The organism is Thalassobacillus pellis, assembly GCF_016908295.1.
Classification (GTDB): domain Bacteria; phylum Bacillota; class Bacilli; order Bacillales; family Halobacillaceae; genus Thalassobacillus; species Thalassobacillus pellis.
Window position 1 is genome coordinate 1096791 of sequence record NZ_JAFBDO010000001.1, and the last position, 22255, is coordinate 1119045.

The 22255-nt window shown below is 43.7% G+C and carries 22 protein-coding genes; 9 read left to right on the forward strand and 13 right to left on the reverse strand.

Annotated features, from left to right (window positions below; all coding sequences use genetic code 11):
* Window positions 1-44: 44 nt before the first annotated feature.
* The 3 genes from JOC33_RS05075 to JOC33_RS05085 form a co-directional block, all read right to left on the reverse strand.
* Complete coding sequence (locus tag JOC33_RS05075; protein WP_205091364.1) at window positions 45-755, reverse strand: GDSL-type esterase/lipase family protein; 711 nt, start codon at window positions 753-755, stop codon at window positions 45-47.
* Between the two features lie 501 nt (window positions 756-1256).
* The gene (locus tag JOC33_RS05080) at window positions 1257-1619 is read right to left on the reverse strand and encodes a VOC family protein (protein ID WP_205091365.1); all 363 of its coding nucleotides are present in this window, start codon (window positions 1617-1619) and stop codon (window positions 1257-1259) included.
* 71 nt (window positions 1620-1690) lie between these two features.
* Window positions 1691-2596, reverse strand: a complete 906-nt coding sequence (locus tag JOC33_RS05085; RefSeq protein ID WP_205091366.1) for an AraC family transcriptional regulator — start codon at window positions 2594-2596, stop codon at window positions 1691-1693.
* A 123-nt stretch (window positions 2597-2719) separates the two neighbouring features.
* Here JOC33_RS05085 and JOC33_RS05090 point away from each other — a divergent pair, with 123 nt between their 5' ends.
* From JOC33_RS05090 to JOC33_RS05110, 5 genes are all read left to right on the forward strand, one after another.
* Entirely contained in the window at window positions 2720-3268 is a 549-nt protein-coding gene (locus tag JOC33_RS05090) for a Gfo/Idh/MocA family protein (protein ID WP_205091367.1), read from the forward strand.
* Window positions 3205-3786 carry a Gfo/Idh/MocA family protein gene (locus JOC33_RS05095; RefSeq protein WP_338054477.1) on the forward strand — a complete coding sequence of 194 codons (582 nt, stop codon included), beginning with the start codon at window positions 3205-3207 and terminating at the stop codon, window positions 3784-3786. Before JOC33_RS05090 ends, JOC33_RS05095 begins: the two co-directional genes overlap by 64 nt.
* Before the next feature lie 13 nt (window positions 3787-3799).
* Entirely contained in the window at window positions 3800-4591 is a 792-nt protein-coding gene (locus tag JOC33_RS05100) for a sugar phosphate isomerase/epimerase family protein (protein WP_205091369.1), read from the forward strand.
* A gap of 57 nt (window positions 4592-4648) precedes the next feature.
* Window positions 4649-5518 (forward strand): phosphorothioated DNA-binding restriction endonuclease, encoded by an 870-nt coding sequence (locus JOC33_RS05105; RefSeq protein WP_420825698.1) that lies wholly within the window; start codon window positions 4649-4651, stop codon window positions 5516-5518.
* A 100-nt stretch (window positions 5519-5618) separates the two neighbouring features.
* Window positions 5619-6509 (forward strand): fructose bisphosphate aldolase, encoded by an 891-nt coding sequence (locus JOC33_RS05110; protein WP_205091371.1) that lies wholly within the window; start codon window positions 5619-5621, stop codon window positions 6507-6509.
* Between the two features lie 53 nt (window positions 6510-6562).
* Here JOC33_RS05110 and JOC33_RS05115 read toward each other — a convergent pair whose 3' ends face one another.
* The 4 genes from JOC33_RS05115 to JOC33_RS05125 form a co-directional block, all read right to left on the reverse strand.
* Window positions 6563-7150, reverse strand: a complete 588-nt coding sequence (locus tag JOC33_RS05115; RefSeq protein ID WP_205091372.1) for a hypothetical protein — start codon at window positions 7148-7150, stop codon at window positions 6563-6565.
* A gap of 99 nt (window positions 7151-7249) precedes the next feature.
* Window positions 7250-7384, reverse strand: a complete 135-nt coding sequence (locus JOC33_RS20515; protein ID WP_275576960.1) for a hypothetical protein — start codon at window positions 7382-7384, stop codon at window positions 7250-7252.
* Window positions 7385-7466: 82 nt separating this feature from the next.
* Window positions 7467-8975, reverse strand: coding sequence for a malate:quinone oxidoreductase (locus JOC33_RS05120; protein ID WP_205091373.1), 1509 nt, complete (start codon window positions 8973-8975; stop codon window positions 7467-7469).
* A 512-nt stretch (window positions 8976-9487) separates the two neighbouring features.
* Window positions 9488-9841 (reverse strand): hypothetical protein, encoded by a 354-nt coding sequence (locus tag JOC33_RS05125; protein ID WP_205091374.1) that lies wholly within the window; start codon window positions 9839-9841, stop codon window positions 9488-9490.
* A gap of 512 nt (window positions 9842-10353) precedes the next feature.
* On the opposite strand from JOC33_RS05125, the gene JOC33_RS05130 reads away from it, so the two are divergent.
* Together JOC33_RS05130 and JOC33_RS05135 are read left to right on the forward strand one after the other, a co-directional pair.
* Window positions 10354-12447, forward strand: a complete 2094-nt coding sequence (locus tag JOC33_RS05130; protein ID WP_205091375.1) for a DUF262 and DUF1524 domain-containing protein — start codon at window positions 10354-10356, stop codon at window positions 12445-12447.
* An 89-nt stretch (window positions 12448-12536) separates the two neighbouring features.
* On the forward strand, window positions 12537-12905 hold the full coding sequence (locus JOC33_RS05135; RefSeq protein WP_205091376.1) for a hypothetical protein: 369 nt from the start codon (window positions 12537-12539) through the stop codon (window positions 12903-12905).
* 309 nt (window positions 12906-13214) lie between these two features.
* Here JOC33_RS05135 and rlmH read toward each other — a convergent pair whose 3' ends face one another.
* From rlmH to ltaE, 6 genes are all read right to left on the reverse strand, one after another.
* Window positions 13215-13694 carry a 23S rRNA (pseudouridine(1915)-N(3))-methyltransferase RlmH gene (rlmH, locus tag JOC33_RS05140; RefSeq protein WP_205091377.1) on the reverse strand — a complete coding sequence of 160 codons (480 nt, stop codon included), beginning with the start codon at window positions 13692-13694 and terminating at the stop codon, window positions 13215-13217.
* Window positions 13695-13803: 109 nt separating this feature from the next.
* Window positions 13804-14505, reverse strand: coding sequence for a DUF4352 domain-containing protein (locus JOC33_RS05145; protein WP_205091378.1), 702 nt, complete (start codon window positions 14503-14505; stop codon window positions 13804-13806).
* An 80-nt stretch (window positions 14506-14585) separates the two neighbouring features.
* The gene (locus tag JOC33_RS05150) at window positions 14586-16016 is read right to left on the reverse strand and encodes an alkaline phosphatase (RefSeq protein ID WP_205091379.1); all 1431 of its coding nucleotides are present in this window, start codon (window positions 16014-16016) and stop codon (window positions 14586-14588) included.
* 404 nt (window positions 16017-16420) lie between these two features.
* Window positions 16421-17683 carry a S8 family peptidase gene (locus tag JOC33_RS05155; protein WP_205091380.1) on the reverse strand — a complete coding sequence of 421 codons (1263 nt, stop codon included), beginning with the start codon at window positions 17681-17683 and terminating at the stop codon, window positions 16421-16423.
* A 355-nt stretch (window positions 17684-18038) separates the two neighbouring features.
* A complete protein-coding gene (locus JOC33_RS05160; RefSeq protein ID WP_205091381.1) occupies window positions 18039-19295 on the reverse strand; it encodes a S8 family peptidase in 1257 nt (418 codons plus the stop codon).
* A 425-nt stretch (window positions 19296-19720) separates the two neighbouring features.
* The gene (gene ltaE / locus JOC33_RS05165) at window positions 19721-20746 is read right to left on the reverse strand and encodes a low-specificity L-threonine aldolase (RefSeq protein WP_205091382.1); all 1026 of its coding nucleotides are present in this window, start codon (window positions 20744-20746) and stop codon (window positions 19721-19723) included.
* A 173-nt stretch (window positions 20747-20919) separates the two neighbouring features.
* Between ltaE and JOC33_RS05170 the strand changes: the two genes are divergently transcribed.
* Both JOC33_RS05170 and JOC33_RS05175 read left to right on the forward strand, forming a co-directional pair.
* On the forward strand, window positions 20920-21780 hold the full coding sequence (locus tag JOC33_RS05170) for a DMT family transporter (protein WP_205091383.1): 861 nt from the start codon (window positions 20920-20922) through the stop codon (window positions 21778-21780).
* Between the two features lie 276 nt (window positions 21781-22056).
* Window positions 22057-22254: a cold-shock protein gene (locus JOC33_RS05175; protein WP_205091384.1), complete on the forward strand. Its 198-nt coding sequence runs from the start codon at window positions 22057-22059 to the stop codon at window positions 22252-22254.
* The last annotated feature ends 1 nt before the right edge of the window (window position 22255 follow it).

Below are 22255 nucleotides of genomic sequence, written 5' to 3' on the forward strand. Positions count from 1 at the left end.
ACAGTCCCCCGCTGCTTTAAAGCGCTGGGGGACTGTCCCCTTTTTCAATCGTTTTTACTTTTGTCGAGCTTTTTCCAGAATTCTTTGGCAACAGCTTGGTATCCTTCTTCGCTTAAGTGGATATTACTTGGGTTCGGTAAATACGTTTGATAGTTCTTAGCAATAATGTCCTTTGTCGGTACATACGTGTCACCGTTAATAAGGGTTGCCAATTGGATAAGGCCATTCAAATTGTTCAACAGCTCTTCTAATTGTGGCTGCTGTTCTGCCGGTGCATAAGGAAATGGATTATAGTAACCCATTACGTAAACTTTCGCGTTCGGGTTGTGTTGGTCAATGGCAGCTAGAACGGCATTTAGATTAGTTGACACAGTTTTAAGTGCAGCAGGAAGTTTCGCAGGGTTCGGTAATGCACTTAGTAAATCATTCGCTCCGATATCGATGGTGATGAATTCCGCTTCTTGTATGTTATTAAGAACAACATCTTGTTTAATAACTCCTAACAAATGATCGGTTGTGGCGCCAGGGACGGAAAAATTATCGTAATCAACCATATACTGGGACTGCCTTAACCGCTCAGTAAGGTAGTCGGGATATCCCGCTCCAATCTCGTTATCAGGGGTTACACCTCTAGCTAACGAATCTCCCAAAGCCACATAGTCCACAACTTTTTTGGCCGGACCTTTGGCGAATACGTCCGATGGCAGAGAAACAGACAACATCAAAACAACAAGCAGTGCGGCAAGTTTTTTCATTCGTCATTCATCTCCGTTCGTTCTTTATATAGTACAATATGATCATACCAAAGGCCTCCCGCAAAGACAATAAACTTTTCATTGCTTACACTCATGTTTTCCCGATAGCTGACAAACATGCGCCTGATCCAGCTAGGACAAAGGAACCGTTTTACAATACTTAGCTATTCTTTGTTTAATTTGCGGGTTTTTTCACCCTTGATTCGAGAATCCTTTCAGCTTCTGTCTGCTATATTTTTCTGGGAGCTATAAACTCTACAACTTCATAGAAGGATGGCTTGGACACGTGTTTCACTGGCTGAGTACGCACTTTCCTTGCGTGAACACGCGTTTCGCTGATCGGGTACGCGTTTTTCCCACTTGAACACGCGTTTCACTAGCCGAGTACGCACTTTCCTCTTCTAAACACGCGTGGACTCTAAGCAGACACGCGTTTTCCATAATTGAATACGCGTATTCAAGGGAGCCATATGTATTTCACGAATAATCTCCTTGCACCCATCACCCCTTAAGCAAAAATTCATTGCCGTCTTCGTCACTAAAGGTTACAAATGTGCCCCACTGCATTTCTTTCGGTTCTTCTTTAAAAGCTATGCCATTGTTCTTCATTGTCTCGTATGTTTCGATCACATCGTCGCATTCGAATACGATGGATGCCTTCATACTTTCTGATCCTTTCATCATATGCTTTGGATAAAGGACCAGGCGTGTACAGGCATTCTTTGGGGCTACTTCCAGCCAAACAGCATCTGGTCCCATCGGATGTTCTGCAAATACTTCAAAGCCTGCTTTCTCTGTCCAGAATTTTTTCGCCTGCTGCTGGTCTTCGACATATACGGCTACTGTTCCAAGGTTTGTAATCATGTTCATCCATCCTTTTCATTATTTATTCAGCTTCGGCAAGCTTGAGGTGCATCCCGGGACTGTCACGTATTTTATCCATCCGGATATTTGCTCCTTGCTTTCCCTCTGGGTGCTGTAGCTGGACCATCTCTGCCATCTTCCTGCCTCCTAGGATGATAACTCTTTAAGAGATATTCTCTCGGTGACACGCCTGTATACTTTTTAAATCGTTTATTAAATGTGCTCAACGACTGAAAGCCGCTTTCGTAAGCGATATCTGTCATGTTCTCGGCAGTGGATCGTAGGAGGTCCATGGCATGCTGGACACGGAGGCGGTTGAGGAATTCATTTGGTGTGAGCCCGGTCAGCATCCCGAATTCTTTGTAAAAAGCAGTACGGCTTAACCCGATGAGTGACGCCGCCGTTTCCAGGTCGACAGGCTTTTGATAATTATCCAGCATATGACCAACCATTTCTGCAATGGCTGTGGAGGACTGTCCGGGGCGGCAGGCTGCTTGTTTCCTGACGAAATCGTGGACGTGAAGCAATATATCAATAAAAGACATGAACTGGCGTGTGACCCAGGCTTCCTCCCCGCTCTCCTGTGCCTCCATCGCCTTTTCAGCAGAAGTTTTAATGTGTTTGGCATGGCTTGAATCAAAAGGGATACGACAAGGAAGATTTCTTTCATAAAATGGGGCGAGCAGCTTGCTTCCGTCAGGGATTTTGCGCAGAATCCCCGGGGTGAACAATAGAAGAATGCATTCGAATGGCTGATCTTTCTGGGCATAGCTCCAGTGAGGGACAAACGGCCTGCACAGAAATATATCCCCTGGTTTCCCCTCATAGGTCTGATCCCCGAACCTGTATTCCAAATCGTTCTTAAGAAGAATACCGATTTCAAGACAATCGTGGATATGTAAGTCATGTTCTTCGTGGGAACCCCATACACGGCAAAAAGCAAACGACCTCTGCAAGCGCAAATGTTCTACATACAAGTGATCCACCCCCTTTATTCTATCTTAACCTCTTTTGTACAAAATGAGGAGTTTCCCTCCCATATCGATGAGAATTTTTCATTCGAATCATGGTAAGGTGTCTTAAAAATACGAGGTGAGACAATGAGACTTTACATTATCGGTGCAGGTGTCATTGGACTGACCCATGCGGCCGCCGCCAAAAAAATCTCCAAAGACTTTTCTATAAAAGTCGCAGATACAAGTCCAGCAGCACTGGCAACGTTTCAGGCTCAGTACCCGGATGCAAATACTTATCCAAATGTACAGGAGATGCTCGATTCAGAAGAAGCAAAGCCTGATGATATCGTGATCATTGCCACCCCGCCATTTGCCCATTATGAGCCGACATTAGCAGCCATCAAATCGGGCAGGCATGTCCTGTGTGAGAAACCGCTCGCGATGAGCCTTTCGGAAGCGGAGGAAATGACGGCGCTCGCAGAAGAGTCGGGAAAATATTTAGGCTGCTGCAGTGTCCGTTTTAAAGGGATGCGCCATATGGAAACCGTCAAAAGCATCCTGCAGTCCGTGCGCTCGGGGAAATCTACCACTGCACTTTTATCAACAAGTGGGAGCGCAGCCGCTCAGGGATCGAATACCAGCCGCAAAGCAGGTGGTTCCTCGATTCCTCCAAAAGCGGCGGAGGCGTATTGATGGACTGGGGGCCATATGATTTTGCCACCTTGCACGATATTCTGGGTCCGGCATCGCTCGAAATAAACACGGCATGGACCGCCAGACCAAGGACTGGAGCGGACCCGGCCGACTGCGTATTCGATGTCGAAACGCATGTCGGTGCAAGCATCACTTGCCGTAATAACGGTCAAAACATTCATATTCATTACGAACGGGCTTCCTGTGCCCACGGGGAAGGTTACGTCCGTGCGGAAATCGAAGGCACGCTTGGCTCTTTCAGCTGGACGCCATTCGATTCCAAACAGCCGGTTTTCCGCCGTTATGACAAAAATGGACAACTTGTTACAGAGGAAATAAAAACAGGACCGCGGAGTGAATTTACCATTTTTGATAACCCGCTTCTTCATTTTTATCGAAAAGTGACCGGGCAGGAATCCCATGCCAACGTAAATCGGGATGCACTGGCGAATTTCAGCTGTATCCCGGCCATTTATAAAGCTGCCGACACCGGCAAAAAGCAAACGATCACTTACTAAGGAGGACTTTTTCTTGCACATACATGGATTTTCGACCAATATGTACGGCTGGATCGAACGTTGGAAAATGGATGGCAAAAAGCCGGACTGGGGTGAAATATTTGACGCATGCAGAGAAGCAGGGCTTGATGCGGTGGAAATCGATGCGACACCAGAGAAACACAGGCTGGCCCGTGCCTGCGGTCTGTCCGTATCTGCTTCCTATCTTGGTCTCCCCTTGCACCTTCCATTTGAAGAGCTGGATATTCATAAAACCGTTTTACCTTTTGCCGAACGACTTGCTGCAACAGAAGGCACGGACTTAATCCTGAATGCCGATCCGATTGATTGGAAAAGTCCAGTCCAAAAAACAGAGGAGCAATTCCAGTATCAAGGCGAAAACTTATCCCGAATTGCCGAACTTGTCACTCCCATGGGGCTGGAGGTTTGCCTCCACAACCATTCTACAGACAGTTACACCGCAGAAGGAGATTTACGGTCTGTCATCGATTATGCAGATAAAAATGTCGGGCTCTGTGTCGACACCGGCTGGGCCCATGTGGCTGGAATGAACCCGATTGCATGGATTACCAGCTATCCTGAACGTATTTTCGCATTCCACTTCCGAAATCACCGCGGTAACGTTCCGACGGAAGATTTGCTGGAAGGCGAGCTTGACATCGAAGCAGTAGTGGATGCGGCAAAAGCAGCTGATTATGAAGGCTGGTTCTCCCTTGAACTCTGGCATCCGGAAGAAACCCGGCCAGAACGGTCCATGACAGAGGATGTCAGAAGGTCGATTGATTATTTGAAAGAGATTATCTAAAACAAATAGATAAGCTGTTATGTTAAAATGGAGCAAAGCTCGAGGGGGGTGAATGTTATCAATAAACAAGCATTCCTTCAAAAAATTAAGCAGATTCGCACTGCCACCAACAAAGGGGCACGCGCTCCCCATAAACCCTTGCTGCTCCTCTACGCACTCGGCAGATACCAGCAATACGGAGAAATTCTCCTCCCCTACAAGAAAACACACCCAAGATTGAAACATATGCTGGTGGAATACGGCCCGCCCGTCAAACAAGTGAAGACCTCCAACCCGTTTGTCCGCTTGAAAAACGATGGCATATGGGAAGTGACACCAGACATCGACCACCGCACGAATTTCTCGGACCGGAGTCTACTCGATGCCGATATCCATGCATCGTTTACAAAAGAAGTCCTCGACCTGTTTGCAGCAGACCCCTCTGCCATAACGGAAGCCGCTGTTGCCATTCTCGACAACCATTTTCCAGAAACCTATCACGAGGAATTGCTGGAAGAAGTCGGCTTACATATCGAATACGGTATACGAAGATATCGAAAACGGGACTCCGCCTTCCGACAAAAAGTGTTGGCAGCGTATGGAGAGCAGTGCTGTGTCTGTGGGTTCCAGGCGAAACTCCATGACAAGGTGGTCGGAATCGAAGCGGCCCACATCAAGTGGCATCAGGCTTACGGTCCAGATGAGGAAAACAACGGACTCGCGCTTTGCTCCCTGCACCACCGCCTTTTTGACAAAGGAATTTTTACCATTGATGACGACAAGGTACGGGTCGCTTCTGAAGCGACAGGAAAAGGCACGTTCCAGGAGCTGGTCCTTGATTTCGATAAGAAAAAAATCAGGAAGCCGGCCTCTTCCCTCTACCTGCCAAGCCCTGAATTCATAGACTGGCATGTCAGAGAAGTTTTTAAAAGTTACCAGGCTCAATAACCGGATTTCCGAAGAACAAAGTTTTCTGTTTTAAAAATGGCCGGATAACGGTTAAAGTAATGGTAGACGATTTTTTAAATACGTAAAAGGAGTGGAGAACATGAATCAAGATCATTTTGACAAAGTCAAAAACGGTAAAGGATTTATCGCAGCACTCGACCAAAGCGGTGGAAGTACACCAAAAGCACTGGCTGGCTATGGCGTTCCGGAAGATTCTTATTCCGGCGAAGATGAAATGTTCGACCTGGTACACGAAATGCGGACACGAATCATCACGTCTCCTGCCTTCAGCTCAGATAAAATTCTTGGTGCCATCCTATTTGAACAGACGATGGACCGCGAAATCGAAGGCCAGTATACCGCAGATTACCTTGCATCCAAAGGCATTGTGCCATTCCTGAAAGTCGATAAAGGACTTGCCAACCAGGAAAATGGTGTCCAAGTCATGAAGCCGAACCCTAATCTGGATGAAACCCTGCGCCGTGCCAATGAACGGAACATTTTCGGTACTAAAATGCGCTCTGTCGTCCATGAACCAAATGAAGAAGGCATCAATGCTGTTGTGGATCAGCAATTCGAAGTCGGAAAACAAATCATCGCTGCGGATCTGGTTCCAATTATCGAGCCGGAGGTAAACATTCACAGTGAAAACAAAGAAAAGTCCGAAGAAATCTTAAAACAAGAAATCCGCAAACAGCTGGACGAGCTGTCTGAAGACCAAAACGTCATGCTTAAGCTGAGCATTCCAACGAAGGCTAATCTGTATAAAGAATTGATCGACCATCCACGCGTCGTTCGCGTCGTCGCCCTATCCGGCGGTTACTCCCGTGACGAAGCAAATGAAAAATTGAAAGAGAACGACGGCCTGATCGCAAGCTTCTCCCGCGCGCTTGCAGCTGATTTGAGAGCCAATCAATCAGACGAAGAATTCAACGAGAAACTACAGCAAGCTGTTGATACGATTTATGACGCTTCCGTCAATAAAAAATAAAGATAATATAAAATGCCTGTCCCCGATAATGGAGACAGGCATTTTTATATGCATTATTCCAATTTCCGCACCATTCCTTCTACTGTACGGCGATCGACGACATGCTCTTTCCTTCCCCAGATAATCAGCGTATATCCCAATAAAAATGCCATCGTACCCTCCAGTGAACCGATAAAAGTATAGGTGGCCACTTTATGTTCAAGGAAAAACTCAGCAGCACTTAACCCATAGATTCCGATTGCCAGCATATTAAATAGCAGAAAAACTGATTTTCTCTCAAAAGAAAGCACGCGTGTTTTCCAGTCCACACGCATAAACATACTCCAAAAACGAAGCGAAATACCGAACATAAGTACATTTAAGGCAGGCAGCACCCACATATGATTAGGAAGCAGGATATCATAACCCGCACCTATGCCTAAGAAAAGTATAGAAATCAATAACGGATAATGCGTCCATCGCATTGCCGTTTGCAGGTGATAGTTAAACCAATACTTCTTTTTATTGATCAAATAAATCACCAAAAAAGGCAAAAGAAGTTGCATGAACAGCTTATTTATTAAGCTTATGACCGGGAAAAATGCAGCAAGGATTCCGGCTATTGTAACAACAAAGACTATACCCGCGCACATTTTTCGCATCCGATTTCACTCCTGTGAACTTTTATTGGCATCTTAGGTTACCGTAGAACATCACCATTCCAAACTTCCGCTTTTTCAGTTTTTACCCGTTTTTGTAAATTATGAATCGATATTTTTACGGCCACTGACAGAATCTGCCATTAGACGATAACCCAAACCTTTATATTTCAAATCCAGTAATGCCGCGATTACAAAAAGTGCTCCTACTAATGTAAAAATGCATTTGCTTTTCACCTTTTCCTCCCCCTTCCTAAATCAATAATAAAAGGAAGCATACATTCGCCAGGACAACTGGCAAATCATGCTTCCTTTTTATTTACGAAGGCACTTGTTTTTCATTGGATACATCCAGCTGAAGCGCCTTGCCTGTTGTCGTTTCAATTTCTTTTAACAGCTCCGGGTTTTCCGATAAAGAAACGCCATAAGATGGAATCATTTCTTTTATTTTCGGTTCCCATTCTTTGACATGCTGCGGGAAACACCTTTCCATTAACTCAAGCATGACAGAAACTGCGGTGGAAGCACCTGGAGAAGCGCCTAGCAAAGCAGCGATCGTTCCATCAGCGGAACTGACGAGCTCCGTGCCGAATTGAAGGGTTCCTTTCCCATCGTTCTCGGTATCCTTGATTACCTGGACACGCTGCCCTGCTGTGACTAAATCCCAATCCTCGCTTTTCGCGGTCGGAATGAACTCTTGCAGCTCTTCCATGCGCTGTTCCTTGGACTGGATCACTTGCTCAATCAGGTATTTAGTCAAGGAAACGTTTTTTACTCCAGCCGCTAACATGGTAGCAAGATTATCCTTCTGCACCGATGTCACCAGGTCTAATAGAGAGCCGGTTTTCAAGAACTTCGGTGAGAAGCCGGCAAATGGTCCGAAAAGCAACGAGGCTTTACCATCAATCATTCGTGTATCAAGATGTGGCACAGACATTGGCGGCGCACCGACTTTTGCTTTTCCGTAAACTTTCGCATAATGCTCATCAATCACTTCCTGATTATTACACACCATGAACTGTCCGCTTACCGGGAATCCACCAACGCGTTTTGATTCCGGAATACCGGTTTTTTGCAGTAAGTGGAGACTGCCGCCACCAGCACCGATAAAGACAAAATCCGTCGTATGATATTCGATCTTATCGTTAGCGATATCATGCACTTTCACTTCCCACAAACCGTCGCTGGTACGCGTAATATTCTCGACACTATGTTTATAGTTGATTTCCATACCCTTATTCTCTAGGTCGTCTGTCATCTTTTGCGTCAATGCACCAAAATTGACATCTGTTCCAGAATCAATTTTAGTTGCCGCTATCGGCTGCGTGACAGTCCGCTCTTTCATCATAAGCGGAATCCACTCTTTTAATTTTACGGAATCATCGGTATACTCCATCGCCCGGAACAATGGATTATCCACCATCGTCTTGTAACGCTTTCTTAAAAAGGACACGTTTTGTTCACCCTGTACGAAACTCATGTGAGGAAGCGGGATGATAAATTCCCGCGGATTACTTATCAATCCCCTGTTCACAAGGTGTGCCCAAAACTGCTTGGATACTTGAAATTGCTCATTCACTTTAATGGCCTTCGAAATATCTATAGAGCCATCTGGCTGTTCCTTCGTGTAGTTAAGCTCACAAAGTGCCGCATGACCCGTTCCGGCATTGTTCCATACATTGGAGCTCTCATTCCCCGCACTATCAAGCCGTTCAAAAACCCGGACATTCCAATCAGGTGCTAACTCTTTTAAAAGCGCCCCTAAAGTAGCACTCATAATGCCAGCACCAATTAAAATAACGTCTGTCTTCGTATATTGTTTGCTCATTTCTTTCAAACTCCCCAAATTTAACGGAAAGATGCAAAGTTTAGGTTGATGCATGCAACAAGACAAAGTTCGCCCAGAGTTTACACCCTTCCTGTAATTTATAGCCATACCTAGTGTATCATTAATTTTAAAAGATTAAAATATTGTTACTATTCCAACCAGGTTTCCAACAATATTTCATACATTTATCAGGATAGCCACAAAGTATATGAAAGAAACTTAAGGGCCGAGAAATATCCCGACCCTTAAGTTATTCACTATTTATTGTTTGCTAAATATTATTGACTGCCCAGCTCAGGAAGTCTTATTATGCTAATGGCTATACCAGTTCTTCTAAATAATACTAGTCAACTTTAATGCCAATAATTTTAAAATATTTTATATCAAAAAAGCTCTGACGTTAATCTAATATAAACATCTACAATAACGGAGTCTCTAATTCTCATAAATACTCAATTTAATATTTCTTTGTTCACAAACCCATTCTAGAGCAGGGTCACCTTCAGAACATATTATCCTACAATGTATGAATTTATCGCATACTCCCTTTTTAACATGTCATATCCAGCAATAATCTGCCCTATAACTAACCTATTGAGTTTGTTCTTAACCTCTATCACTTCTAATTCATAGTTGGAAGTAATTAATGAATTAAATGTGTCCTCGTGATTCTTGTAATTATATATAACACTTTCATTATTAGGAAACACCACACCATCAAACCTTCTTGCCTTAGAACCCTTCGACCAGATATTATTTCTACTGTTAGATCCAACTGGGACCTCTAAAAATAAATGACCTCCACTCTCTTCAAAATACTTATTTAATAATATATCTTCATTAGTTCTTGGAAATTTTCCAGTCATAATTTACCCCCTTATATAAAAATTTCATCTATTGCTATCACGATGATTTTCTATTTGACTTTATTTCTAAATTTTGAAAACAACCTTCCTTTGGGCATGATTTTACTATTATCTATATTCTTGTATTTGGCAATCAATTTATGTAGTAAATGGCAATCGGCAATATACGAATGGCAGTATGTTTATTCTATGCCTAGGAAACTTGACATGGAACCTCTGTGGTTAAGAAAATCCTGCAACGGAGCCAGTTGGGGCTTGCATAGCTAACCAACCTAACTTAACCACCCCTCCATGTAAAGTTGTATTTATACAGGAATTAATGTATAGCCCCGATTGCCAAAACATACATTTTTTAAATGCCATCTACAATATTCTTGTGGTTTGGTTTAATCTTAGCGAACTTGACTTTCCTGTGTCCTAATTCAAAAAAATTGTAGAGACTAAAGAAGGTTATGAGAATGTATTAAATATTTTGATATAATTGAGGTATTAATTCAAATGGGGTGAATTAAATGAAAGCAACAGAAACTAACCTATTACAATTTCTTAAAGGTCCAAAACAATTTGTAATTCCTATATATCAACGTACATATAGTTGGACTAAAAAGCAGTGTGCACAACTATGGGAAGACATTGAGAGGGCTGCAAAGGACGAGAATTTATCTGGACACTTTATGGGTTCGGTCGTTTATGTAGAAAAGGGGCTTTATCATGTAACTTCAGTCCCTAAGTTATTAGTTATTGATGGCCAACAACGTCTAACAACCCTTAGTTTAATTCTCAGTGCTTTTTCTCAATTAATCGAAGAAGAGGAAAAAGAAGCGACTTTAATAACCGCTAAAAAAACAAGAAACTACTATATCTTAAACCAAGATGAAGAAGAGGAGGAACATTATAAACTCCTTCTGACACAGAAAGATAGAAATACCTATATTGATTTACTTGAGAAAAGAGAATTAGACCAGGAATATTCTAATAGAATAGTAGAGAATCATAATTTTTTTAAAGAAACCATGAAGAGAAGTGAGTTGTCTTTAGATGAAATCTACACAGGCATCAGTAAATTAATTATGGTAGATATTTCATTAGACCGAGACAAAGACAATCCCCAATTGATTTTTGAGAGCTTAAACTCAACCGGCCTTGACCTCTCACAAGCTGATTTAATCCGCAACTATTTCCTGATGGGCTTGGAAGAAAAAGATCAACAAAGGTTGTATAAGGATTATTGGTATAAGTTAGAGAAAAGGTTTGGCCATTTAGAAGATACTCGTTATTTTGACCGCTTTATCCGTGATTATTTAACGCTTAAAACCGGCAGCATTCCTAAGATTGGATTTGTATACGAAGAATTTAAGAGTTATGTTCAGCAAAATCCACATAAATCCATTGATGAGGTTATCCAAGATGTATTTAAGTATGGGAATTATTATATAAATCTAACACTAGGAGAGAATGATCAATTACTGGAAGAGGGATTTAAAGATATTCGCACCCTAAAAGTTGATGTTTCTTACCCATTCCTTCTTAAAGTGTATGATGACTATGTGAAGAAGGTTATTGATAAGGAAGAATTTCTAGAGATTCTTACAATAATCAGCAGTTATGTGTTCCGACGAGCCGTATGCGGTATCCCTACAAACTCTCTGAACAATACATTCGCTTCATTCATTAAAGAAGTTGATGAATCTAATTATATAAATAGTTTAAAGGCTTCATTATTAGTAAAAACAAGCTATCGACGTTTTCCACCTAATGAAGAATTTAAACGTGAGTTAGTTATAAAAGATGTTTACAACTTTAGAAACCGTAATACATTACTGCGGAAACTTGAAAATTTTGATAGGAAAGAACCCATCAGTGTAGAGAACTATACAATTGAACATATTATGCCACAAAATAAGAATATATCATTGGAATGGCAGAAAGAACTTGGGTCCGATTGGAAACAAACCCATGAAGTATACCTGCACACTCTCGGTAATTTAACACTCACTGGTTACAATTCAGAATTAAGTGATCGATCATTTAAAGAAAAGTCAAAACTTAAAGGTGGTTTCAAAGATAGTCCATTATGGTTGAATCAGAGTGTAGCAATAAAAGAAAAGTGGGACGAATCTGCTATTAAAGAAAGAGCAAACATTTTAGCTGAAAGAGCACTAAAAATATGGCCTTCTCCCGATTTGAATGAAGAAGAATTATTAAAATTTAAAACACAAAATTCACCAGATAATGAAATAGGGTTTAACTTAAATTATCATAGGAATTCCTTCAGCCCGGAAACTTTTGAAACCTATGAAGAATTGAGAATGATAATATTGAACCTTGATAGTGGTATTACAGAGGAATTTAAGAAATATTATATTGCATATAAAATAGAGGGAAGAAATTTTGTTGACATCGAGCCTCTAAAAGCCCATTTAAAAATTTGGTTAAACGTAAAAGCGAATAGTTTACATGACCCTTACCATCTAACAAAAGATGTATCCAACTTAGGTCATCGAGGAAATGGTGATCTAGAGTTGAAGATTTCCCCTAATGTAAGCCTAGAACATGTCATGTATTTGATCAAACAATCTTATGAGCATAATATTGAGTACGCTTAAACTTTCATTAAAGAAAGCAAAAAAGGTTCCAAAGTAAGGAACTTTTTTTGCTTTCTATCAAACCGTTTTACGGGTATAAAGAATGATGAATGATGTACTACATCATGCCGCCGCCCATACCCTTATTCCTACTAAAATCAAGCCGGCAAGAAGCTGAGAAAACATTTATTTCATTAGGTTTATTTGAAATGCTGGATCTTCTTCTTTATGAAGTAAAAGGCGGAAATAACCCTGAAATATTTATCCGTGTTAACTCCCAGTTACAAATTGAAAGTACGATCAAACAACCCGAACTTTATCAAAACACGATATTAAATAATGTTCATAAACGTCATAAAATTTCAGTGGCCATGTTAACATATTTGTTTAATAACCAAGTAGGGACCGATGAATTTTGGAATTATATTGAAGACTACTTCCTAGGGAAGGTACCACAGGAAGTATTGGAAAGTGTTTAATGTTGGGACCTAAAATAGTTAGTACCGTTATTTAAGATAACGGTACTAGCTCTTTTCTTTTAATGACAATACAAGAGATTTTACACTAAAACCTCTTTATCCAATATCACTAATGTTGTATTAATGTAGATTGAAAACTCAGTTTTCTTATGTCTCTGCCTAAAGTAAAAAAAGAAAACCCACCTAACAGAAGGTTTTATTCATTTGGTGTTTTTATAAGTTGCAAAAAGTCCGGCTGTTCCCTTTAGCATAATTTGATAACTTATATAGCCTCTCTATCATGAATTACTTCCACTCTCTGCTATACCACTATTTATGGTACGGTTCCCCCCTATTTATTTTAAAAGCCCGATACACCTGCTCCACTAACATCAACCGCATCAATTGATGAGGGAAGGTCATCTTGGAAAAAGACAATCCAAAATCACTTCGTGAGAGTACGTCTTGACTCAAACCTAACGACCCGCCAATTACGAAGGCGACTTTACTTTTACCGTAGGTAGCCAGGTCATCAAGTTTCTTGGCGAGTTTTTCTGAGGTGAGCATGCTGCCTTCTATTTCGAGGGTGATCACGTAGGCGTCCTGGTTTATTTTAGCGAGGATTCGCTCGCCTTCTTTCCGCTTCACTTCTTCCATGTCTGCTTCGCTCAAATTTTCGGGGGCTTTTTCGTCGGGTACTTCGATGATATCCACGGAAGCGTAGGGCTGGAGTCTTTTGACGTACTCCTGGATGCCTTGCTTTAAGTATTTTTCCTTCAGTTTTCCAACCGTGACGATGGTGATTTTCATATTTGGTTCCTCCATCTATTGTTCGTTTGGTTTTAGTGTACCATAAGCTTTTATCCGGCTGATTTCATACAAAAACATCCACTGCAGCTGTCCTGCAATGGATGTTTTTTCAGTTAAAGGAAATGGTGATCGATTTCGCATCCGCAATGGATTCTTTGTCCTGAAACACATCGCTAGTGTATATGGTGACTTTGTTCAGTTCTTCTGGCTTTGTTTCTTTCAGGATAAAACCGAGCTGGCCTTTCCTTACTTCTCCTGGCTGGTAGTCGCCGTGGAGGTTTTCGATATAGAAGTCATCCTTAAAGGATTTCTTTTCGCCGGTATTGGTTTCTATATGGGAGACGGGTGCGAAATTGACCTTCTCTTCCGAAGTGTTCTTGACTATGACGCGAACTTTCAAATAGTTGAAGTTTTTTTCGTGATTGGTATAACCATGGAAAAAGTCGATCAGATCAGGGGAAGGCCGATAATTCAAAACCTTCGCTCCTTTGATCGTCACTTCCATTTTTCCTGCTTGGAGGGTTTTATCTTCAGGAGCATAGGCTAAGAGCTCGATCTTCCCGTCCTTATCCCTGTGGGTCTGACCGATTTCAGTCAGCTCGCTGTCATCCGGTGCCTGGGGGCTTTCAATGAACGTGTCAGGCTCATCTTTTTCTGTCGCTGTTTGTTCTTCTGTTTCCTTTGTTTCTTTTGTTTCCTCTGTCTGTTCAGAATCATCTTTGGTTTCTTCCGTGGAGCCATTCGCCTTTTCGTTATTCGAGCAGGCCGTCAGTAAAACAAGCGCGGTTACCAGCAGTAAGATGTGCTTCATGGTTGTCCTCCTGTTTTTCCCTTTATGTAAAGAAGCCCCGTTGGGAATCAGCGGGGCTCTTTGGTGATTTGACATAGGTTTTATTTGTCGTGATGCTTATGTTTTCCTTTATGTGCTTTCAATAGTTCAAACAGTGTGTCGCCTGTTGCTGTGTTTTCCTGCAATCCGGCAAATTCATCGCTTTGCGGGCCATAGGCATAGACGTTAACATCGACACCGGTGTGACCGCCTGTTGTCCATCCTGTACCGGAGCGGACATCATAAATGTTTTCGATGGCATTATCGACGGCATACAAGTCAATGGATCCGTCCTTAGGCTGAGCTGCTTCTTTTACAGATGCGATTTCTTCTTCAGTCAGATCAAGTCCGGAATATTCATTCAGCACTATTTCCACGTCTTCTCCGTTTACAATCTGCTGGGCCATATAATCCGGGGTACGCTCCGCTGCATTAATGACCTCTGGATTGAAGACATATTCGCCGTCACGTCCGATCGACATGCCGCCTGTGGAATGGTCAGCTGTTGTTACCACAATGGTATGCGGGTCTTTTTTCGCGAACTCAATCGCTGTCTGGAAAGCTTTTGCGAAGTCGCGCATTTCACTCATGGCTCCGACGACATCGTTATCATGGGCTGCCCAGTCAATCTGGCTTCCTTCGACCATCAGGAAGAAGCCGTTTTTATCCTTCTTCAATTTTTCAAGGGCAGTCTGTGTCATCTGGCTTAAGGATGGGGATTTCTCATCACGGTCAATCGCTTTAGCCATCCCCTTTGGCGCGAATAGTCCGAGCAGCTGCTCATTATCGGCCTGGAGCATTTCTTCTGTCGTATCTACATAGGAGTAGCCATCTTGTTTGAACTCTTCTACGAGGTTACGGTCGTCGCGGATAAAATAGCTTGTCCCGCCGCCAAGCATGACGTCAACTTTATGCTCGCCATTGACGAGTTCATCGTAATAATCATCAGCGATTGCATTGTAGTTATGTCTGGATTCATCATGCGCACCAAATGCTGCCGGAGTCGCATGGTTGATTTGGGATGTTGCGACTAGTCCCGTTGCTTTCCCTTGTTCTTTTGCTTCTTCAAGGATCGTTTTCACCCTGTCTTCTTCGAGGTCGACACCGATTGCTCCGTTGTAGGTTTTAATACCGGAGGCCATCGAAGTTGCCGTGGCAGCGGAGTCAGGAATGTTTTCCTTCACATCGCCTTCTCCTCCGTCATAGTAAGGATCCCAGGAGTATGTTTTTTGTGCGCCTACCATGTATGGATCAAATACAGTCGGTTCCATCTTTTTGGTGGATGGATCGTCGTTGACATAACGCAGCATAGTCGTAAACGCCGGTCCCATGCCATCCCCTACCATGAAGATGATATTCTTAACTTCTGCATTATTCCCGTTATGCTTTTTCGCTTCGACATCCGGGGCATTGGTTGTCGCAAATCCCGCGAATACAAGTGACGCTGCTGCTGCAACTGGAAGCAATTTCTTCCCAAGCTTTTTATAATTCATAGAATCCTCCCCAATAATGATAGTTTCCGAAAATACAAGATATGTAGATTCACTCTCATTTTATTGGGGGCTTGGTAATTATTTCAACAATAAGGCGTAAAAATTTACATAATCCATACAATTTAGCCAGTGAGGTGATAGAAAAGGCCTGTCTATAGATAGTAAAATAGAAGGGGGTTTTCATAGGTAGACTTGACTTTTTACACATTAGAAAAACTTGGCTTACCGCCAAGTCCTTATGGCGAGAGCCTTAGAGTTTTACTTATACTTTAATCCTTTAACATAAATAAACTTTCTTAAAGTACAAAGAAGGACGCCGCCTGGACGTCCTTCTTTGTCTCACGTGTACTAGGGGGCACACATTAGATATATACAAAGATGGAAAACCACCTTGTATCCAATAATCAGTTAGCTAACGGAAAGCCGAAGCCGGAAGCGTAGTCATCTCCTGCTGCTGCGCCTGTGCCGCCCAGGATGTCATTGGCAGTGGCACGGCTTTGCAGCTCTTCTCTTAATGCTGCATTACTGAGTCCAGGGTTTTCTGCCCAGACTTTTGCTGCGAGGCCGGAAATGTGCGGGGTAGCCATCGATGTTCCGCTGATGGTGTTATAGCCGCCATCGTTCCAGGTGGATTCGATTGCTGCGCCAGGTGCTGACAATTCGACGTCCAGGCGTTCGATTTGGTAATCACCGTCTGTGTCCGGGTTGCCGCGGGAAGAGAAGTCAGCGACACGGTAGGTGCCATTTTCCTGCACATCTTCCAGGGCAGCGACAGCAACGGCATTTTCAAGGGCGCCAGGATATCCAATCGTATTGGCATCAGGTCCGGAGTTCCCTGCTGCTGCAACGACGAGTGCGCCGTTTTGATAAGCATAGTTCACAGCTTCTGTAATTAGGCTGCTTTCTGAGCTTGATCCGAGGGACATGGAAATGACGACATTCACGCCTCGCGCTTTTCCTTGATCGGCGGCATGGCGGATCGCGTTGGCGATATCATCCGAGAAGCCGAAGCCAAGGTCGCCGAGCACTTTGTAAGACCATAGTTTTGCGTCCGGAGCGACACCGTAAATGCCCTGTCCGTCTGCTCCTCCATCGGCAAGCACCGTACCTGCAACATGGGTGCCGTGGCCGTTGATATCATTACAGGAACCTTTTACAAGGGAGAAGAAGAAACGGCTGAAATCTTTACATTGCTCAACGTTCCCAGCAAGGTCGACATGATCGGTCATCGTTCCGGTATCGAGTACAGCTACACGGATGTTGTCTCCGCCATCGGTCGCTGTAAGACCGGCGTTTTGATAGATGGCCTCCATCCCCCATGGTGTCTGGTCAGATGGTGCTGTGGTACGTGCTGCCTCGGCCTGAGGCTGGTCAATCAGGGAAACTCTTTCTACTTTGGAAATGGTTATATTTTTATTTTTCTGTAAAGCTTCATATTGTTGTTCGGTGACATTAGTGGTGAAACCCTGCTTACCGAATTCCCAGCGGACATCATGCTTTTGTTTCATGATTCGTTCCACGTGTTCATTATTCGACTGGATCAATACGCGGACCCAATCCTTCCCGTTCTTTTCATGCTGGTCGGTTGCAGCCATGGCACTAACAGTGAACAAAGACAATATCAGTACAGCTGTGGTCAATAGAAACGCTAACTTTTTCACGGACATATCCACCTCTTTTAATTTTTTTAGGTGTGGCGTCTGTCGCTGAAAATATCGCTCGTGGTGATTCCACTTTTTTCGGAGAAATTTTACCCTTAAAGAAACTTTAGCATAGTGAGTGATTGGTTTACTTGAGCAGGTAGAAGGAAAAGCGTGAGCGAATTTACCTAAATTGGCTCGAGAATTAAACTTGATTCGCGCGGACCTAAATTGGCACATCTGACGACTGGCATTACGACCAATGAAGAAGTTAAACAGGTAACATGCAAAAACGGACGCTCGCTGGCGCCCGTTTCTGCTCTCATGTATAGTAGGGGGTCACACGAGATTTATACAAAAGTGGGGGTCACTTTGTATACCATTAGTTCGCTAGTGGGAAGCCAAACCCAGAAGCATAGTCATCGCCAGTTGCAGCGCCGTAACCGCCAAGGATATCATTGGCTGTGGCACGGTTTTGCAGTTCAGCACGGAGCTGATCATCGCTTAGTCCAGGATTTTCTGCCCAGATTTTCGCTGCTAGACCGGAGATATGCGGAGTCGCCATGGATGTTCCGCTGATGGTGTTATAGCCGCCATCATTCCAGGTCGATTCGATGGCCGCACCTGGCGCGGACACTTCCACATCCAGACGCTCGATCTGGTAATCCCCGTCTGTATCGGGGTTACCGCGAGAAGAGAAGTCAGCGACACGGTAAGTGCCGTTTTCCTGGGAATTCTGAAGAGCAGCTACCGCTACTGCATCCTGAAGTCCGCCCGGGAAGCCGATCGTATTGGCATCAGGACCAGCGTTACCCGCTGCTGCTACAACGAGGACGCCATTATTATTTGCGTAAGTGACCGCATCAGAAATCAACGTGGATTCGGAGCTTGCCCCGAGAGACATGGAAATGACGAGGTTCACACCTTTTGCATTTGCCTGGTCAGTCGCATGTGTGATGGCACGGGCGATGTCATCGGAATATCCGGAACCACGGTCGGTCAGCACTTTGTAAGCCCAAAGCTTCGCATCAGGAGCTACGCCGTAAATGCCAAGCCCGTCAGACCCGCCGTCAGCAAGCACCGTACCTGCGACATGGGTACCGTGGCCATTTCCGTCCCCGCAGTCTCCTTCAATCAATGGAGAACGGTTATGGCTGAAGTCCTTACATTGCTCGACGTTCGATGCCAAATCGACGTGATTGACATTGGCGCCGGTATCAAGGACGGCAACACGGATATTGTCACCACCGTCGGTTGTCTGAATAGTGTCGTTGTTATAGATCGCTTCCATTCCCCACGGGGTTTGATCGGATGGAAGCGCACTGCGTTCGCCTGTTTTCACTGGTTTTTCAGCTATGGATACCTTTTCCACTAATGAAACTTCTATGTTTTTGTTCTTTTTCAATGCTTCATATTGCTTCTGGTTTACGTTTGTCGTAAATCCTTTTTCACCAAAATTCCAACGGACATCGTAATTCTGTTTAGCCTGTTTGGCAGCAGAATCATGCTTCACATCAATCAATACGCGGAGCGTGTCCTGTTTCTGAGCCTGATTTCCTTCGGGAGCTGCTAAAGCCCCGGCAGCGAATGTGCTCATGACCAGGATCGCCATCGTCATCGATAACAAAATTCGCTTCATAAGTGTCTCCACCTCATCCATTAGTTTTTGTCGAATTGTACAAATTTTGTTTAATTTTGAATATTTGTATAATTCGATAAATTACATTCTAGCAAAAGTAAATTCTTTTTGATTGAGTAAGTAGACGCAAATCCATGTGTGTAAATACCTAATTTTGGTATTTAGTAGATTGCTCCTCCCCTCTGATAGATTAATAAAAGTTGTGGTTGTGTCTGAATATTCTGTTACTTACATATAAAATTCTAGCATACTTAAGAGACTTGTATATTGGGAAAGACGGCCGCCAAAACGCCAATTAACATGCATTTTTGACACTAATTTTCCCAAGGGGTTATGAATTGACAAAACCTGAAGGCTTACGGGGGATGAAAAACGGCATTTAAAAAGCCCAGCCGCATAAAACGACTGGACTAAACTCTTCTATTCTATCGATTCACCAGCTGCTGGATTTTGGTGAGGACGTTGTCGATATCTTTACCTGAAATAGGATAATGGGTGACGAACCGGACAGTGTGAGGGCCGAACGGGACAGCCAGGACGCCCTCATCCTTCAAAGCTTCCAGGAATTGCTCCGCTGTATATCCCGCTTTTTCCGTATTCACGAGAACAATGTTCGTCTCGACCTTATTCTCAATTTCAAGACCAGTGATATGGGAGATTCCGGAGGCCAATAGTTCTGCATTCTCCTGATCCTCTGTCAGCCGCTCTGTCATTTCCTCCAATGCGACAAGCCCGGGCGCTGCGATGATTCCCGCCTGCCGCAAGCCCCCACCGAGACGTTTCCGCCATTTCCGTGCTTTCTTAATGAAATCTTCTGAACCGGCGATGATCGATCCGACCGGTGCTCCGAGTCCTTTTGACAGACAGAACTGGACAGAATCCGTAAGCGCTGCATATTTATCTACCGAAATACCCGTCGCCGCAGAGGCATTGAACAGCCTTGCGCCATCCAGATGGACAGGGATATGGTGCTCCCGGGCGATCTGGGTGATCGTTTTCATATTTTCGATAGGGAGAACAGCGCCGCCTGCTTTGTTATGGGTATTCTCCAGGCAGATCAATCCTGTTTCAGGAAAATGGATGTCTTCCGAACGGATAGCTGCTGCGACGTCAGATGGATCCATTGCACCCCTTACTCCAGGCAGTGTGCGGGGCTGGACACCGGCAAGTGCTGACATGGCTGCTCCTTCGTACAGAAACAGGTGGGCATTCTGTTCGAGGATGATTTCATCTCCGGGATTACAATGGGTCAGAATGGCAATCTGGTTCCCTTGAGTACCACTCGTCACAAATAGTGCCGCTTCTTTGCCGAGCATTTCCGCAGCCCGCTCCTCGAGACGATTGATCGTCGGATCCTCTCCATATACATCGTCACCGACTTCTGCTTTATAGGCGGCTTTCCGCATCGCTTCCGTCGGCTTGGTTACTGTATCGCTTCGTAAGTCAATCATGGCGTCTCCTCCATCCCTTTTAGCTTCTATGAAAAGTGTACTAGATTATTTGTTTCGATACCAAGATAACGATCGCCAAAATGCGAGCAATTCCCTTTTCTGCGGGTTATTTTTGTATTAGGATGGTTAAAGTGTGTAACAGATAACTTTGTTTGAATAGATGGAGGACCATTATGAAGGACAGAAATAAAGGGATACTTTTACTATTGATATCGGCGTTCGGCTTTTCCGTGATGGCGGCGTTCGTCAAGCTGTCCGGGGATCTGCCGGCGATTCAGAAGACGTGGTTCCGGAATATCATTTCCGCGGTCATTTCCTTCGGCTTCGTCATGTATTATAAGGAAAGCATGTTCGGAAAAAAGGAAAACCAGAAATTCCTCCTGCTCCGTTCTGCCATGGGGACGATTGGGATGGTGCTGTTTTTCTATTCCATCGATGAACTGGTGCTGTCGGATGCCGACATGCTGAATAAATTGAGTCCGTTTTTGACGATCATCTTTTCTGCAATCTTTTTAAAGGAACGGATCCTGCCCTTCCAGATGATCGCGATCGTCGTTGCTTTTGTAGGGACGCTGTTTATCATCCAGCCGCAGTTTTCCATTGATATCCTGCCATATTTGGGAGGGGTGCTTGGGGCTGTGTTTGCGGCCGGGGCCTACACAGTACTTCGGGTGCTTGGCGATAAGGAAAAATACTATACGGTCGTCTTTTATTTTTCCTTTTTCACGACCATGGCACTGCTCCCGTTTTTGATTATTTTTTATGAACCGATGAGCGTGAAGCAGCTGATCTACCTATTGCTTGCCGGTGTATTTGCAACGGTCGGCCAGTTCGGGATTACGATCGCCTACAAGTTCGCTCCTGCGAAGGAAATTTCGATTTTCTTCTATTCTACGGTCGTCTTCTCAACACTGCTCAGTATCATCGTCATCAACCAGGTGCCTGACTTGATGAGCATCATCGGTTATATCATCATTTTCGCCGCCCTGCTATATATGTACCTGAAAAACAACCAGCTCGACAAAGAGAACTAACAGCATACCCCGTGAGAACCAGATATTGGTTCTCACGGGGTGGGGTGAAATCTATATAGCGAATTTGGCAGAAAATCGTCGAAAATTGTAAGAAAAGGGGATCTGGAAAAGTTTTTCCGGGATTCGCTTGCTTTTATCATACCCGGGTGATATGATTAGATCACTTGATTGTTCGGTATATGAGTGAGGGAAGAAAAAGTGATTTTCGTCTTGAATGAATATGAAGAGCAAGAATAGTAATACATTTGTGGGTCACCACAATCAGGAGGAATTTTCATGGTACAAGGTACAGTTAAATGGTTCAACGCAGAAAAAGGATTCGGTTTCATCGAAGTAGAAGGTCAAGACGATGTATTCGTTCACTTCTCTGCTATTCAAGGCGAAGGCTTCAAATCACTTGAAGAAGGTCAAGCAGTTACTTTCGATATCGAAGAAGGCCAACGCGGACCTCAAGCTGCTAACGTTCAAAAATAAT

Bases quoted from the DNA above. Each gene is read 5' to 3' on its own strand.
- JOC33_RS05075 (WP_205091364.1), bottom strand. From the start codon at position 755: ATGAAAAAACTTGCCGCACTGCTTGTTGTTTTGATGTTGTCTGTTTCT.
- JOC33_RS05080 (WP_205091365.1), bottom strand. From the start codon at position 1,619: ATGATTACAAACCTTGGAACAGTAGCCGTATATGTCGAAGACCAGCAG.
- JOC33_RS05090 (WP_205091367.1), top strand. From the start codon at position 2,720: ATGAGACTTTACATTATCGGTGCAGGTGTCATTGGACTGACCCATGCG.
- JOC33_RS05110 (WP_205091371.1), top strand. From the start codon at position 5,619: ATGAATCAAGATCATTTTGACAAAGTCAAAAACGGTAAAGGATTTATC.
- JOC33_RS05115 (WP_205091372.1), bottom strand. From the start codon at position 7,150: ATGCGAAAAATGTGCGCGGGTATAGTCTTTGTTGTTACAATAGCCGGA.
- JOC33_RS05120 (WP_205091373.1), bottom strand. From the start codon at position 8,975: ATGAGCAAACAATATACGAAGACAGACGTTATTTTAATTGGTGCTGGC.
- JOC33_RS05125 (WP_205091374.1), bottom strand. From the start codon at position 9,841: ATGACTGGAAAATTTCCAAGAACTAATGAAGATATATTATTAAATAAG.
- JOC33_RS05130 (WP_205091375.1), top strand. From the start codon at position 10,354: ATGAAAGCAACAGAAACTAACCTATTACAATTTCTTAAAGGTCCAAAA.
- JOC33_RS05135 (WP_205091376.1), top strand. From the start codon at position 12,537: ATGATGTACTACATCATGCCGCCGCCCATACCCTTATTCCTACTAAAA.
- rlmH (WP_205091377.1), bottom strand. From the start codon at position 13,694: ATGAAAATCACCATCGTCACGGTTGGAAAACTGAAGGAAAAATACTTA.
- JOC33_RS05145 (WP_205091378.1), bottom strand. From the start codon at position 14,505: ATGAAGCACATCTTACTGCTGGTAACCGCGCTTGTTTTACTGACGGCC.
- JOC33_RS05150 (WP_205091379.1), bottom strand. From the start codon at position 16,016: ATGAATTATAAAAAGCTTGGGAAGAAATTGCTTCCAGTTGCAGCAGCA.
- JOC33_RS05155 (WP_205091380.1), bottom strand. From the start codon at position 17,683: ATGTCCGTGAAAAAGTTAGCGTTTCTATTGACCACAGCTGTACTGATA.
- JOC33_RS05160 (WP_205091381.1), bottom strand. From the start codon at position 19,295: ATGAAGCGAATTTTGTTATCGATGACGATGGCGATCCTGGTCATGAGC.
- ltaE (WP_205091382.1), bottom strand. From the start codon at position 20,746: ATGATTGACTTACGAAGCGATACAGTAACCAAGCCGACGGAAGCGATG.
- JOC33_RS05170 (WP_205091383.1), top strand. From the start codon at position 20,920: ATGAAGGACAGAAATAAAGGGATACTTTTACTATTGATATCGGCGTTC.
- JOC33_RS05175 (WP_205091384.1), top strand. From the start codon at position 22,057: ATGGTACAAGGTACAGTTAAATGGTTCAACGCAGAAAAAGGATTCGGT.